Consider the following 14168-nt stretch of genomic DNA (forward strand, 5'->3'; position numbering starts at 1 on the left):
GCGTTTCAGACGGCGTTTTTGTCGGAAAGGTTTAGTTTTTCCTGCTGCCGAAGAAGATGAAGCCGGCGATACCCAAAACAATCATCGGGACGCTCAGCCATTGCCCCATCGACAGCCCCAAGGTCAGCAGCCCGAGATAATCGTCGGGTTGGCGCGCAAATTCGGCAATAAAGCGGAATATGCCGTAGCCGCCGAGGAAGAGCGCGGCAGTCTGCCCGGCCGGGCGCGGTTTTTTGGAAAACAGCCACACGGCGATAAACAGGCAGATGCCTTCAAGGGCAAACTGATAAAGCTGCGAGGGATGGCGCGGCAGCATACCGTATTGTTGCAGCCAATCCGCCCAAAGCGGATTGTGTGCGGCGGCTTCGGTATCTTCGTAATGCGCCTGCGGGAAGCCCATTGCCCAAAATGCGTTGATGTCGGTAATGCGTCCCCAAAGTTCGCCGTTGATGAAGTTGCCGATACGGCCGGAAGCTAAACCTAAGGGAACGAGCGGGGCGACCGTATCCGTCAGTTTGAGGAAGCCGATGCCGTGCTTGCGGCTGAACAACCACATGGCAATAACTACACCCAAAAAGCCGCCGTGAAACGACATTCCGCCTTCCCATACCTTGAAAATATCAAGCGGATGGGCAAGGTAGTAGGCGGATTTGTAAAACAGGACGTAACCCAAACGGCCGCCCAAAATCACGCCCAAAATGCCCCAAGTGAGGAAGTCGTCGAGCGATTCTTTAGTAAAAACGGACAAGCCTTGCGCGATGCGCCTTCTGCCGAGAAAGGTAAAAAGAATAAATCCGAGGATGTAGCTTAGGGCATACCAGCGGATGGCAAGCGGGCCGATACTGATAAGGACGGGGTCGAATTGGGGATGGATAATCATGATGTTCCTTGATTTCAATTTCAAATGCCGTCTGAAAGGCGTGATGCTTCAGACGGCATTTCTGCAATAAGGGTTTCAGCGCAAATCGCCGGCAACGTTCAAAATGGCGGACAACGCGGCTTCGCCCAAACGCAGCGAACGCTGACCATTCCAGCCGAAATCGTCGTCGGGCAGGTTGGCATTGTCTTTGAACGGCATTTCCAGCGTGTAGGCAAGGCAGTTGAAACGGTTGCCGACCCAGTTGGTCGCCAAGGTCATATTTGCCTGACCGGGCGCGTCTTTTTCGTAACCGTATTCGTCTTGGAAATCGGGGCTGGCGTTCAAAAGGGCGGTTTTGAACTGTGTTTCCAACGCGGAAATGCGCGGATTGTAGTTCGGCACGCCTTCAGTTCCCGCAACAAAGACAAAGGGCAGCCCTTCGTCGCCGTGGATGTCCAAAAACAAATCCACGCCGGTTTCCAGCATTTTTTCGCGCACGAAGAACACTTCGGGGCTTTTTTCCACCGTCGGGTTTTCCCACTCGCGGTTGAGGTTCGCACCGGCGGCGTTGGTACGTAGGTTGCCCAGTGCCGAACCGTCGGGGTTCATGTTTGGCACGATGTAGAACGTGGCGCGGTCGAGCAGGGTGCGCGCGGTTGCATCCTGAGGGTCGAGCAGCCTGCCAAGCAGTCCTTCAACAAACCATTCCGCCATCGTTTCACCCGGATGCTGGCGGGCGGTAATCCAGATTTTCAAATCGCTTTCGACCTGATTGCCGATGGTCAGCAGATTGATGTCGCGACCTTGCACGGTGCTGCCCAAATCATCGATATGGCACAGCCCGCTGCCTTGCGCGTCGCCCAAAAGATTTAAATGCTGTTCTTCGGAATAGGGTTCGAAATAGGCGTAGTAGATGCTGTTGGATAACGGCGTGTGGTTGATGGTCAGTACGCCGCCTTCATAGCTTGTCGGTACGCGGAACCAGTTGCGTCTGTCGTATGAGGCGCAAGCCTGATAATCTTCCCAGCCTTTCGGGTAGGCGGCTTCTGCCGCGTTTTCAAAATGCATGATGCAGTTTTGATATGCCGCGCCTTGCAGCCGGAAGTAGAACCATTGTGCGAAATCGGAGGCGTTGTCGGGACGCAGGGCGAGGCGGATGTTGGAAGGGTCGGTCAGGTCTTTGACGACGACCGAGCCGGCATCAAAGCGGGTGCTGATTTTAATCATAGGGAGTCCTTGCTGTCGCCGGTTTCTCGAACCGGATAAACCGCGATTTTACCGCCCGTATCGCAAGGCTTCAACCTGCCCGAAGGTGTGCCGGATACCGTCTGAAGATTGTTTCAGACGGCGTTTGGCGTTAACATAAGCCGAAATTGTTAACAATATGGAGCCGTTATGGAGTCTGAAAACATTATTTCCGCCGCCGACAAAGCGCGCATCCTTGCCGAAGCGCTGCCTTACATCCGCCGGTTTTCCGGTTCGGTCGTCGTCATCAAGTACGGCGGCAACGCCATGACCGAACCTGCCTTGAAAGAAGGGTTTGCCCGCGATGTCGTGCTGCTGAAGCTGGTCGGCATTCATCCCGTCATCGTTCACGGCGGCGGGCCGCAGATCAATGCGATGCTTGAAAAAGTCGGCAAAAAGGGCGAGTTTGTCCAAGGAATGCGCGTTACCGACAAAGAGGCGATGGATATTGTCGAAATGGTGTTGGGCGGGCACGTCAATAAAGAAATCGTGTCGATGATTAACACATATGGCGGACACGCGGTCGGCGTGAGCGGACGCGACGATCATTTCATTAAGGCGAAGAAACTTTTGATCGATACGCCCGAACAGAATGGCGTGGACATCGGACAGGTCGGTACGGTGGAAAGCATCGATACAGGTTTGGTTAAAGGGCTGATAGAACGCGGCTGCATTCCCGTCGTCGCCCCCGTCGGCGTAGGTGAAAAAGGCGAAGCGTTCAACATCAACGCCGATTTGGTGGCAGGCAAATTGGCGGAAGAATTGAACGCCGAAAAACTTTTGATGATGACGAATATCGCCGGTGTGATGGACAAAACGGGCAATCTGCTGACCAAACTCACGCCGAAACGGATTGATGAACTGATTGCCGACGGTACGCTGTATGGCGGTATGCTGCCGAAAATCGCTTCCGCGGTCGAAGCCGCCGTCAACGGTGTGAAGGCTACGCATATTATCGACGGCAGGTTGCCCAACGCGCTTTTGCTGGAAATCTTTACCGATGCCGGTATCGGTTCGATGATTTTGGGCAGTGGGGAAGATGCCTGAAGTAAAGTCGGAAAATGCCGACTTTGGCGGAAAACCCGTTTGTCCGGTTTCTGTTTTTGGGGTTTCGGGCAATTTCCAAACCGTCATTCCTGAAAAAATAGAAACAAAAACAGAAGCCTAAGATCCGTCATTCCCGCCGGGCATCTGGTTTTTTGAAATCTGGTTGTTTGGGATAAATTCTCCGGCTTTGATTTTCTGTTTTTCCGATAACGCCATAACTTTGAAATTTCGTCATTCCCGCGCAGGCGGGAATCCAGACCTGTCGGCACGGAAATTTATCGGGAAAAAAGGTTTCTTTAGATTTCACGTCCTAGATTCCCACTTTCGTGGGAATGACGGGATGTGGGTTTTTGTGCGGATTTGAACCGGTAAGGGTGGTGTGGGATTGGTGGTTTGCTTAGGATCTTTTGGATTGTATTTTGTATATACATTTACTTGTTGATAAAAGATAAAATAAAATTAGAAACTAAAAGTGAGAAAAAATTAATAATAATAGGGATGTATAAATGTAAAGGCTCCGTTTCATAGCTAAGGTTATCTGAATATATGGAAAAAAAGTAAAAGTCCATAAAAGTAAAATATATAGATAATGCTAATGATAATAGAATTATCACTTTCCTAGAGTAAGGATAATATTTTTTTACGATAAAAAAATATAAAATAGGATAAATAATTGCCATATAGATAGATTTTGTAGCAAAATTAAAAATAAATAATAAAAATAATGTAATAAAGTATATTTTTTGGCTATGAAATAAAATTGTACATAATTGAACGAGCAGATCAAAAAATGAACTACATATAACAATAAATAATAACATATTTACCATACTAAATTTAATAGGTCTCATTATCATATTTAATAACCACTTCATAGTAAATGCAGAGTGGATGGAAACACTCACTTTATGGTTTGCTACGCTCTGCTCAATTAGCAACCCGATAACCCAATATAGATAATAGGGTAATTAATCCAATCTAATTTGTCAGCATCCGTTAATTTATTGCAAAATAAAGTATTGAATTATGTCGGGTGCAAATGACGAAATATAAGTTTCCGTGCGGACGGATCAAGATTCCCACTTTCGTGGGAATGACGGTGGAAAGATTGTTGTTTTTCCCGATGAATTCCTGTGTTTTTTGTTTTTCCGGATAAATTCCTGTGGCTTTGAGTTTTTGGGATTTCAGCCTCAATGCCGTCTGAACGCCGAATCGGGCTTCAGACGGCATTGCGTCATTTGAAATTCAAAACCGGCCAGCCTTTTTCTTTGGCTTCTTTTTCCAGTTCGGTATCGGGGTTAACGGCGACGGGTTCGTCGACGAGGCGCAGCAGCGGCAGGTCGTTTTTGGAGTCGCTGTAAAAATAGGTTTTGCCGTAGCTTTGGAGCGTTTCGCCGCGTTCGGCAAGCCATTGGTTCAGTCGGGTAATTTTGCCTTCTTTGAGGCTGGGCGTGCCGATGTAGTTGCCGGTGTAGCGGCCGTCGGCACCGGTTTCGAGTTGCGTGCCGATGATGTTGGTGATGCCGAAAAGGCGGCAGACGGGCGTGATGATAAACTCGTTGGTCGATGAGATGACGAGGGTTTCGTCGCCTGCCATTTGGTGGCTCTGCACCAGCATACGCTGCATAGGCGAGATGTGGGGGATGATGTATTCCGCCATAAATTCGCGGTGAAACTCCGCCAGCTCTTCTTTGCTGTAACGGGCAAGCGGGGCAAGGTGGAATTTGAGGAATGCGTCGATGTCGAGGCAGCCGTTTTGGTAGTCGCGGTAGAATTTTTCGTTTTGCGTTTCGGTTTCGGCAGCGTCAACCAACCCTTTTTTGATGAGGTATTGCGGCCAGGCGTGGTCGGAATCGGTGTTGATGAGGGTGTTGTCGAGGTCGAAGATGGCGAGGTTGTTCATCGTATTTCCTTAATGGTTGAAACCCTGACACTCGGACATCCGTCCTTCGTGGCGGCGGGAGCAGACTTTGTTTGGGAAGGGTGAAATCAGGGCAACATATAGGGCAACGCTTTATGTGTCGTCCTGTGTGTTGGAACATTGGGTTTCCTGTTGTTTCAAAAGCTGGCGAAGCAGCGGCAGGGTGATGCGTTTGCCCATGGTTACGGCGTAGTTGTCCAGCGTGTCGAGCATCATCATCAGGCTGTCCATATCGCGCCGCCAGTGTTTGAGCAGGTATTCGAAAATTTCGGAATCGACGGTTACTTGGCGTGCCGCCGCCATACTGGCGAGCGCGTCGATTTTTTCTTGGTCGGTTAAGGGTTTGACTTCGTAAACGAGGCAGTACGCCATACGCGTCCGTAAATCTTCGCGGATGACGAGCTGCTGGGGCGTGTATTCCGAACCGAGCAGCAAAAAGCCTTTGCCGCTGTTGCGGAAGCGGTTGAAGATGGAAAAAAGCAGGGCTTGTTCTTCGTTGCCCAGCTTTTCGACTTGATCGACGGCAAGGTATTCCGCCTCGAACGCGGCATCGGTCAGCGGCATGGAGGCGGCATCGATATAGGCGGCGTTTTTGCCGGCTTCGAGCGCCTGTGCGACCCACGCCTGCAACAGATGGCTTTTGCCCGCGCCTTCTTCGCCCCAAACATAGATGAATTGTCCGTGTTTGTGTCGGAGGACATAGACCAGCTCCGCATTTTCCGTGCCGAGGAATTTGTCGAAACTTGGGTAGTCGTGTGCGGCAAAGTCGAAAATAAGCTGGTTCACGGTTCGGCATTCCGAGGGGTGGTAAACGGGTTTATTGTACGTTGTTTTCGCGTGTCTTTCCAATTTGAACAATGCCGTCTGAAAACGGCTTCAGACGGCATTGTTCAACCGCAGGCAGCGTTGCCGACATCAAGGTGCATATTGTGGAACGCGTTGAGCGTGCTTCGGTGTCCGATGCTGATGATGATGCTGTCAGGCAGTTTTTGCTTTAAGGCGCGGTAGAGTGCGGCTTCGGCCGGTTCGTCCAAGGCGGCGGTGGCTTCGTCGAGTAGGACGATTTTGGGCTTGGAAAGCAGGGCACGGACGAAGGCGACGCGTTGCAGTTCGCCTGGGGAGAGTTTGTGCTGCCAGTCGTCTGTTTTGTCCAATTTGTCAATCAGATAACCCAAGCGGCAGGTGTTCATGGCTTCGGCTAACTCGGGATGCTGTTTGTCGATATCGGGGTAACAAACCGCGTCGCGCAGGCTGCCTTGCGCCGTGTACGGGCGTTGCGGCAGGAAGAGGATGTCTTGATGAGGCGGACGGCTGACTTTGCCGCTGCTGCCGAACGGCCAAAGCCCAGCCAGCGCGCGCAGCAGCGAGGTTTTGCCGCAACCGCTCGGGCCGCGTATTAATAAGGAATCGCCGCTTTCGAGCCTGATGTTGATGCCATCCAATAAAACTTCGCCGTTGTGGCGGAACAGGGCGACGTTTTCCAGTGCAATGCCGTCTGAAACTTCGCTAATCTCGGGTTGCTGCGCGCTGTGTTGTTCTTCCGTACTCAGCAAAAAGCCGTATAAACGTTCCAACCGGGCGCGGTAGGCAGTGAACTTGTTGTAGAACATCCGGAAGAAAGACAGCGCGTTTTGCAGTCGCGCGAAGGCTTGGACGGTCTGCTGGATGTCGCCGATTTTGATTTGTCCGGCAAACAGGCGCGGAGCTTGCAAAATAATCGGGAAGAGTTTGATGCCGTTGGTGAACATATCGTTAAAGCCGCTTAAGCAGACGCTTTGCCGCGCAATGCGCCAACGGTTGCGGATAATGGCTTTGAAGCGGTCGGAAAGCCGGCCGTGTTCGTGTTGCTCACCGTTGTAAAACGCTACGCTTTCGGCGTGGTCGCGCACGCGGATGAGGGAATAACGGTAGTCGCCGTTGAGCTTTTCGTTTTCATAGTTGTAACGAATCAATGGGTTGCCTATCCACATGGCGATAAAGGTCGCCAAAATCACAAATATATAGACAAACCAAACGATGCCGTGCGGAATGTCGAAGCCGAACACGATCAGGATGCCAGCCAAGCCCCACAAAACAACGGCAAATTCCAGAGAAGTAACGACCGAATTGACCATACCGCGCACAAATTCGATGGTCGAAGCGATAAATTCCTGCGCGTCCTGTTGGATACGCTGGTCGATATTGTCCGGTGCGTGGCGGCGCATTTGCAGGCGGTAGTAGTTTTTGTCGGCAAGCCAGCGAGTGGTCAGCACTTCATTGAGCCGCTCCGACCATTTAATCGCCAAGCCTTGATCGAGGAAGTCGTTGACGACATTGTTAAACGCCCGTATCAGCACCACGCCCGCGTTCATAGCTGCAAACATCCAAAACGCAGAGGCGTTCAAATCCTGCATCGAGTCGTAAAGTCCTTTGGACATAAAGGTACTTAACACATTCAGCCGCACTTCGGTTAACAGCAGCGTAATCATCGCCGTAATCAGCAGCAAGACTTTGACCGTACTTTTCGGTGTCAGGCAAAGGTGCAGGATATAGGCAAACTCCCGCCCGAAGCGCGTTTTCCGTGTCAAAAACAGAATCACCGCCGAAGCGGCGGAAACTATCAAGAGAGTCTGTAAAAGCCAAAGCGGTGTGGAATAAAGCTCGGTTTGCCATTTCTGCATGGGAAATCTCTTACGGTATCAATGCTGTCTGAAAAAGACGGGTAGTTGATTTTTTGATGAAGTTTGGGGAAGTTTTGCCGGTCAGGGCATATTGCTTGTTATAGTGGATTAAATTTAAATCAGGACAAGGCGACGAAGCCGCAGACAGTACAGATAGTACGGCAAGGCGAGGCAACGCTGTACTGGTTTAAATTTAATCCACTATAATTTACCATACAACCACGCCGGAATTAAGTTTAAATTTGAATAAAAGGTTCGGGTTCTGCAAAATACAGAACCCGAACCTTGTTCGGATATTGAAATCGGCTGCCCGATTTTGGACGGTACGGCTTGCAAGTATCAAGATTCGCATATGCCGTCTGAAGCTCGGAGAGGTTCAGACGGCATATGCTTATTTGGGCTGCTCTTCGACGAATCTCGGACCTTTCAAGATGCCGTTGTGAGAATAGGGCGACAGCAGGTTGTATGCGGCGCTTTGGGAAACCTGATAACCGCGGTCGGTCAGGCTGTTGGCAATCTGGTTGACCACTGCGCCGACCAAAGCCCCCAACAGGCCGCTGTTGCTGTTGTTGCTGCCTTCGCGGATGCTGGCCGAACCCGACCACAACTCTTTTCCGTTGCGGGAATCGACCAGCCGTGCTTTGGCGGATACGGTGGTTACGCTGTCTAAAATTTGATATGAAGTGCCGTATTCGGTAACCGTAATGTACAAAACCGCATCATTGCCGAAAATCTGATGCAGTTTTTCCGGCCGGACGGCGTGAATATCGGCGGCATTGGTCAAGCCGTTTTGTTTGAAGGTTTCCTCCACGACTGCGGCGGGGAAGACGTAATAGCCGGCTTCGGAAAGCGGCTCGGCGGTCGAAGCCAGCATCCCCCAAGTGCCGTTGACATCGGGCGATTCGTTCAGGGGCGGAACCACCAAAATTGAAGCCGGTTTGCTTTCCTTGAATGACGTGTAGTCGAAGTCGGGAGCTTTTTGAACTTGGCAGGCAGACAGCACCAACACGGCAGCAAGCCCTAAAATCAAAGGTTTCATCGCTTGCCTCCTTTACCGGTTTTCATCAGGAAGTCCATAAATACGCCCGATTCGGGAAACAGCCTTTTCTCTTCTTCAAACTGGCGGAACGCGCCCTCTTTGTCTCCCGAACGGGAAAGCAGCAGTCCCAAATGGGCGTGCGCACCCGGGGCGGCATTCATTTTTTTGTTGCCGGCTTCCACAAAATATTTTTCCATCTTTTCGGTCTGCTTGCCCAACGAAGTGTCGTCGTTTTTCAAACCTTCATAGACGGTATCGGGATAGTCGCCGTAATAATACAGGTTTTTATGCCCGCCGCCGCCGCAGGCGGTCAGAGCCAAGACCGCCGCACACAGCGACAAACGGCTCAAGGTTTTCGGATTCATCATTTGTCCTTAACGGTTGGGTTGCCATGCGCCGTTGTCGACAGCCTGAACCAGGTTGTTGACGGCTTCGCGGATTGCCAAGTCCAAAACTTTGCCGTTTAGAGTCGCATCGTAGCCGGAAGTGCCGCCAAAGCCGATGATTTCACGGTTGGAAAGTGTGTATTCGCCCGCGCCCTGTGTGGAATAGACGATTTCGGAAGTATTGACGTTGACGATATTCAGAGCCACTTTTGCATAGGCGATTTGCGATTTGCCGCGCCCCAAAATGCCGAAGAGCTGATGATCGCCGACATCTTTGCGTCCGAATTCGGTTACATCGCCGGTAACGACATAATCTGCGCCTTTCAGGTTTTGCATTTTGCCAGAAATGCCGGATTCCTGTTTCAATGCGCTAAGGTTGGTGCGGTTCAGTACGTTGAAGCGGTTGGTTTGTTGCAGGTGCGTTAGCAGAATGGTTTTCGCCTGGCTGCCCAAACGGTCTTCCCCGTCAGAGAAAATGCCTTTTTGGAAGCTGGAGCGGTTGTCGAATGTTCCAACGGAAATCGGGGTGCGAACACCGTGATATTGCGTATTGTAGGAGGCGACTTTTGCTACCTCGAGGCTGCGTGAGGATTCGGTCGCACAGCCGGTCAGTGAAACGGCAGCGGCGGCAAAAGCGATGGCGGCGGAAATTTTCTTCATGAAACCTACTCCAAAATTGTTAGAGGAATAAAGAGGTTGTTATTATTATTTGCATGTAATTTTTAGTCAAGGTGTTTTTGTCTGTCGGGGTGTCGAAAGATTTGCCTGTGTCGGCATATTGGCGGATATGGCGTGCTTTTTGATGCCGTCTGAAAAGAAGGGCGGGTGTGGAACCTGCCCTTTGATCGCAGGGCACATGGGGCGCGATTATCTACCGCCCGTTCTGCATTGCTTCCATGACGGTGAGCTAAGTGCAGGCTGCTTAAAGTTTCTGCGAAGCTAAAAACAAGGCTGTCTGTTTTCAGACGGCCTTTTTCATGCCCGCACCTGCGGGTTTTTTTACTTGGAGTATTTAAAATGGATAGAGCCATACAAGAATCTTATGTTAAAATCCTAAATGTACTGTTTGAAGGCGCAGTCCGCGCCCAGCCGAATCAAATTACAGAAGAAGTAGTCGGTATGGCCGATCAGATGTTCTCCGAAATCGGCGCATGCCATGAGCGTTTGAAACCGCTGGCTGTACTGGCTGACGGCATTGCCGGCAGCGTTATGGAACAGCTTCCGGACGAGCTGAAGCTGCTTTTCGGCAACGTGCCGTTTGATAAATACCTGATCAGCAAAGGCAGGGATGCAACCGCTAAGGAAATCAAACGATTGTGGTTTAATAAAGCAGTCGGCCTTAACAACGCGCTCAAAGTATTGGAGGCTTTTATTGAAAGCTGGATTAAATACAGCGCGGCAGACCGAAAATTAAGAATGTGTATTGTTACGGCACAAGCCCGCTGGCGTTCAAAAGTCGAAATCGAACTGCTGGGCTTGTAACCGCAGGGGGGGCAGGTATGTATCTGCTGTTTTTTCGTTGGATATGGGAAAAAGTGGTACCGGAAAGCATCCGCAACAGCAAGCCGGTGCGGTGGGTAGCCAACCATAGAAAGCTCACTATCTGGGTAATTGTGACAGTATGGATCAACTTCTTCCCCGATACTTACGAATACGACATTGTTCCTAGTCATAGGGGATACGGCTATTGGCATGTCGATCATCCGTTGTATCCCTATGCCCGATTTCTGCTTCCCCTTATTCTCGGTGCGGCTTTTCTTTTCATTCCGCCCGATCCGCCCGAAAAGAAATAGTAACCTGCATATAAGCAGCCTGAAATCTTTCAGGCTGCTTTTTTATTGGAGAACCCAAATGGCAAAACAAAAAGGAGATTTAGAGGTAAACGATTTCGCCGCTTCTTCCCTTACTTTCGGAACTTGCCCACCAGACAAATTGCGGGAGTACGTCTTCGTAGTTTTTACGTTCGTTTTTTGCTTCACCCGGATGGGATTTGATGCGTTGGGGGGAATTGATGGGGCCCGGAATCAGGACATTGGCGCGAAGGTTGCCAAAGCGTTCCCATTCATCGGCGGCAACTTTGCACAGATAGTTCAGTGCGGCTTTTGATGCACCGAAGCCGCCCCAGTAGGCTTTTGGGGTTTCCCCGTGGCTTTCGCCGACGAAGATAACGGATGCGTCCGGCGACTGTTTCAGCAGGGGAAGGAGGGCGCGGGTCAGCCCCATCGGGGCGACGGTGTTGATACGGTATTGGTTGACCCATTCGGCGACGGTCTGGAAATCCAGGGGCGATAGTGCGTAGAAATAGCTGGCGCAATGGACGATACCGTCTAGTTTGCCTTGAGTGGCTTCGGCAATAGTGGCGGCGAAATGTTCAAATTCTTTTTCTTCCGCGCTAATAAGGTCAAAGCAGATGGCGAATGGTTCGGGGTATCCGGCTTCGACAATCGCGTCATACACTTTTTCCAGTTTTTTCTGATGACGGGCAACCAAAATCACAGTCGCGCCTGCTGCCGCATAGGCTTTGGCAACCTGTTCGCCTAGCCCTTGTGATGCGCCGGTAACTAATATGGTTTTGTCGGTCAGTGTCGGCATGGTTGTCCTTTGAGATTTAGGGATAATGTATTTTAACGTTTTGTTGTGGCTTGTAAAGTACCTTAATGCCCTGACAGTCAAACTGTAATCAGATGATGCAGACATGCTTCTGCTGCTGCAAATCCTGATTGTACCGCAGCTTCAAGCGTGGCAGGGTAGCGGGGGTGGAGGTAGTCGCCGGCCGGGTAGATTCGGTGTCGGTGCAGCCAGGTCAAATCAGGCAACGGGGAATTGGTGCTTGCAGAGGTCGTCGCGCGTTTTTCAGTAATGACGCGGACGGCTTCGGGCTCGTTTAAATAGGGGCAGATGCGCTTGATGTCGGCATGGATTTTTTCCGTCCACACTTGTCCGGTAAATGTACCGACGCGGTCGGAAACGCTGATAACGGCGGATACTTCGTTTGGGGACAGTCCGAGTTTTCCGCGGCTGAGCAGCCATTGTGCCGTTCCGTCGGCAAGTCCGGTCAGCGGTGCAGGTAGGCGGACAGGGTCGGCATAACGCAGATAGACGGTGGTAATGGCATGATAATGCAGGTTTTGATAGCCGGACAGAATGTGTTCGGGTGTATCTTCAGGCAGGAGTGCTGCGGCATGATAGGGGGCAACGGCGAGAACTGCGGCATCGAAAAATTCCCCGTTTACCAATACCCTGCCGTCAGGTAAGGTTTTCAGACGGCATGCACGGGTTTCTAAACGGATATCCGCACCGAAATGCCTGAGTTTTGCCAGTGCGGGTTCGGCAACAATCATACCTAAATCCTGCTTGGGTAAAAGATAGTCGCTGCCGGATTTCCCTGCCCAAACGCCGTCGGATAACACGTTGCACAATATACGCAGGCTTGCATTTTCCAAAGGCGTATTGAGTGCACCCCATACAAGTGGCTGCCAAAATTGCGTAATGGCGGCGCGGGGGGTATTTCGTTGCTGCAGCCATTGCCCGACCGTCATGTCAGCCTGGTCGGAACGTGCAAACTTTTGCAGGCGGGACATATCGGAAAGCAGTTTGGTTTTGAATGTAAAAGGGAAGTGTCTTGCCAACAACACTCCGCTTAAAATGTGAAGCGGAGCTGGCAGGAAGCGGGTACGGAATTGCAGGCCTTCGTGCATATGCCACTGCAGAGGCAGGCGCAGAAAGGCGGTTTTAGGGTTGGAGCCGATTTCTTTCATCAGGCGCAATACGCCGTGATATGCACCCAGTAGGATATGCTGCCCGTTGTCTAAAAAACTGAATCCGTGGTTGTCGCCTGTCAAGGTGCGTGCCCGGCCGCCCGGCTGCCGCCCGGCTTCGAACAGGGTAAGGTCGGTATCGCGAGCCAGCATTACAGCAGCGGACAATCCTGCCCAGCCTGCGCCGATGACGGCGATTTTCGGGCGCGGATGCGGCGTGTTCATCATTTATTCCTCCAATGGTTGAAACCCCGTTTTTCGGGGCGGCGGGGGTTGGGTTTTCCTGAAGGGCGGGCGGTATGCGCCTTATGCCCGTTCCGGCGTGCCGGGGCGCGGTTTGAATCCGAATAACCAGGTTTTCAGGACAATGCGTTTTTTGCGCGGCGAAGGGAGGGCGATTTTGTATTTGAGGACGTTTTGCGCGCCGTCTCGGTCGATTTCGTTTAAAAGCGCGTAATAAACCGCCGCCATGACCAGTCCGACTTTTTGGGCTTTTTTATCGGCGGCCGGCAGCAGCGATACGGCTTCGCGGTAGGTTTCGCGGGCGCGTTTGATTTGGAACGCCATCAATTCGGCAAAATTGTCCGTCGGGCTGCATTGCAAAATCACGCTTGCGGGTACGTCAAACCGCCGCATTTCCTCCATCGGCAGGTAAATCCGTCCCCTGCGTGCATCTTCGCCGACATCGCGGATGATGTTGGTCAGTTGCAGCGCAAGACCCATCTTGTCGGCGTATTCCAGCGTTTTGCCGTCTGAAAACCCCAAAATCCGCGCAATCAGGCAGCCGACCACGCCTGCGACGCGGTGGCAATACAGTTTCAATTCTTCAAAACTGCCGTAACGCGCCCGAACCAAATCCATCTGCATCCCGTCGATTAAGGCTTCCAGTTCATATTTCGGCAGCTTGAAGGTTTCTTTAACCTGCCGCAAGGCCTGATTGACGGGGTGTTCCGGCATCTCGCCACCGAACACCTTGTCCAAATCGCCGCGCCACCAGTTCAATGTCGCCTGTGCAACATCGGGGTTGGAACATTCGTCAACCACATCGTCCAATTCGCGGCAAAAGGCATACAGAACCGTTACCGCATCCCGTTTTTCCTGAGTCAGGAAACGGAAGCCCGACAAAAAACTGGAGCGGCTTTCTTCTGCTTTTTGGCGGCAATAGTCGAGTCCTTTCACGATTTATATTCCTAATGATGGGCGGGAAAGGCGGATTTTATCGGCATTTGGCGGTAGAGGGCAATTTCGGCGGC

Annotated in this window: 14 protein-coding genes; 3 read left to right on the plus strand and 11 right to left on the minus strand. The window is 51.4% G+C overall.

The features are described 5' to 3' along the window. Positions 1–31 precede the first annotated feature (31 nt). Together lgt and RDY34_RS07615 are read right to left on the minus strand one after the other, a co-directional pair. Complete coding sequence (lgt, locus tag RDY34_RS07610; protein ID WP_308074711.1) at positions 32–880, minus strand: prolipoprotein diacylglyceryl transferase; 849 nt, start codon at positions 878–880, stop codon at positions 32–34. Positions 881–955: 75 nt separating this feature from the next. Next, positions 956–2086 (minus strand): M14 family metallopeptidase, encoded by a 1131-nt coding sequence (locus tag RDY34_RS07615; RefSeq protein ID WP_308074710.1) that lies wholly within the window; start codon positions 2084–2086, stop codon positions 956–958. Positions 2087–2254: 168 nt separating this feature from the next. Between RDY34_RS07615 and argB the strand changes: the two genes are divergently transcribed. Then, positions 2255–3151 carry an acetylglutamate kinase gene (argB, locus tag RDY34_RS07620; protein WP_003751967.1) on the plus strand — a complete coding sequence of 299 codons (897 nt, stop codon included), beginning with the start codon at positions 2255–2257 and terminating at the stop codon, positions 3149–3151. 1234 nt (positions 3152–4385) lie between these two features. On the opposite strand, the gene RDY34_RS07625 is transcribed toward argB, so the two are convergent. The 6 genes from RDY34_RS07625 to RDY34_RS07655 all read right to left on the minus strand — a co-directional run bounded on the left by RDY34_RS07625 (position 4386) and on the right by RDY34_RS07655 (position 9817). Next, positions 4386–5054, minus strand: coding sequence for a histidinol-phosphatase (locus tag RDY34_RS07625; protein WP_308074709.1), 669 nt, complete (start codon positions 5052–5054; stop codon positions 4386–4388). A 111-nt stretch (positions 5055–5165) separates the two neighbouring features. Beyond that, a complete protein-coding gene (gene hda, locus RDY34_RS07630) occupies positions 5166–5858 on the minus strand; it encodes a DnaA regulatory inactivator Hda (RefSeq protein WP_107819344.1) in 693 nt (230 codons plus the stop codon). Between the two features lie 104 nt (positions 5859–5962). After that, positions 5963–7732 carry an ABC transporter ATP-binding protein/permease gene (locus RDY34_RS07635; protein ID WP_308073709.1) on the minus strand — a complete coding sequence of 590 codons (1770 nt, stop codon included), beginning with the start codon at positions 7730–7732 and terminating at the stop codon, positions 5963–5965. 391 nt (positions 7733–8123) lie between these two features. Then, on the minus strand, positions 8124–8771 hold the full coding sequence (locus RDY34_RS07645; RefSeq protein ID WP_308073710.1) for a DUF799 domain-containing protein: 648 nt from the start codon (positions 8769–8771) through the stop codon (positions 8124–8126). Then, on the minus strand, positions 8768–9136 hold the full coding sequence (locus RDY34_RS07650; RefSeq protein WP_025458374.1) for a DUF4810 domain-containing protein: 369 nt from the start codon (positions 9134–9136) through the stop codon (positions 8768–8770). The genes RDY34_RS07645 and RDY34_RS07650 overlap by 4 nt, the downstream gene beginning before the upstream one ends. Before the next feature lie 9 nt (positions 9137–9145). Beyond that, entirely contained in the window at positions 9146–9817 is a 672-nt protein-coding gene (locus RDY34_RS07655; protein ID WP_308073711.1) for a CsgG/HfaB family protein, read from the minus strand. Positions 9818–10174: 357 nt separating this feature from the next. Between RDY34_RS07655 and RDY34_RS07660 the strand changes: the two genes are divergently transcribed. Then, positions 10175–10639 (plus strand): hypothetical protein, encoded by a 465-nt coding sequence (locus tag RDY34_RS07660; protein ID WP_118786805.1) that lies wholly within the window; start codon positions 10175–10177, stop codon positions 10637–10639. A 17-nt stretch (positions 10640–10656) separates the two neighbouring features. Next, entirely contained in the window at positions 10657–10950 is a 294-nt protein-coding gene (locus RDY34_RS07665) for a hypothetical protein (RefSeq protein ID WP_118777633.1), read from the plus strand. A 79-nt stretch (positions 10951–11029) separates the two neighbouring features. On the opposite strand, the gene RDY34_RS07670 is transcribed toward RDY34_RS07665, so the two are convergent. The 3 genes from RDY34_RS07670 to hpnD form a co-directional block, all read right to left on the minus strand. Further along, on the minus strand, positions 11030–11749 hold the full coding sequence (locus RDY34_RS07670) for an SDR family oxidoreductase (RefSeq protein ID WP_003675340.1): 720 nt from the start codon (positions 11747–11749) through the stop codon (positions 11030–11032). 77 nt (positions 11750–11826) lie between these two features. Further along, a complete protein-coding gene (gene hpnE, locus RDY34_RS07675) occupies positions 11827–13143 on the minus strand; it encodes a hydroxysqualene dehydroxylase HpnE (protein WP_308073714.1) in 1317 nt (438 codons plus the stop codon). A gap of 78 nt (positions 13144–13221) precedes the next feature. Beyond that, positions 13222–14094, minus strand: coding sequence for a presqualene diphosphate synthase HpnD (gene hpnD / locus RDY34_RS07680; RefSeq protein WP_308017374.1), 873 nt, complete (start codon positions 14092–14094; stop codon positions 13222–13224). Between the last annotated feature and the right edge of the window lie 74 nt (positions 14095–14168).

It is taken from the genome of Neisseria polysaccharea (assembly GCF_963392925.1).
Taxonomy (GTDB): domain Bacteria; phylum Pseudomonadota; class Gammaproteobacteria; order Burkholderiales; family Neisseriaceae; genus Neisseria; species Neisseria polysaccharea.

Bases quoted from the DNA above. Each gene is read 5' to 3' on its own strand.
- argB (WP_003751967.1), top strand. From the start codon at position 2,255: ATGGAGTCTGAAAACATTATTTCCGCCGCCGACAAAGCGCGCATCCTT.
- RDY34_RS07670 (WP_003675340.1), bottom strand. From the start codon at position 11,749: ATGCCGACACTGACCGACAAAACCATATTAGTTACCGGCGCATCACAA.
- RDY34_RS07615 (WP_308074710.1), bottom strand. From the start codon at position 2,086: ATGATTAAAATCAGCACCCGCTTTGATGCCGGCTCGGTCGTCGTCAAA.
- lgt (WP_308074711.1), bottom strand. From the start codon at position 880: ATGATTATCCATCCCCAATTCGACCCCGTCCTTATCAGTATCGGCCCG.
- RDY34_RS07665 (WP_118777633.1), top strand. From the start codon at position 10,657: ATGTATCTGCTGTTTTTTCGTTGGATATGGGAAAAAGTGGTACCGGAA.
- RDY34_RS07645 (WP_308073710.1), bottom strand. From the start codon at position 8,771: ATGAAACCTTTGATTTTAGGGCTTGCTGCCGTGTTGGTGCTGTCTGCC.
- hpnE (WP_308073714.1), bottom strand. From the start codon at position 13,143: ATGATGAACACGCCGCATCCGCGCCCGAAAATCGCCGTCATCGGCGCA.
- RDY34_RS07650 (WP_025458374.1), bottom strand. From the start codon at position 9,136: ATGAATCCGAAAACCTTGAGCCGTTTGTCGCTGTGTGCGGCGGTCTTG.
- RDY34_RS07625 (WP_308074709.1), bottom strand. From the start codon at position 5,054: ATGAACAACCTCGCCATCTTCGACCTCGACAACACCCTCATCAACACC.
- RDY34_RS07660 (WP_118786805.1), top strand. From the start codon at position 10,175: ATGGATAGAGCCATACAAGAATCTTATGTTAAAATCCTAAATGTACTG.
- RDY34_RS07635 (WP_308073709.1), bottom strand. From the start codon at position 7,732: ATGCAGAAATGGCAAACCGAGCTTTATTCCACACCGCTTTGGCTTTTA.
- RDY34_RS07655 (WP_308073711.1), bottom strand. From the start codon at position 9,817: ATGAAGAAAATTTCCGCCGCCATCGCTTTTGCCGCCGCTGCCGTTTCA.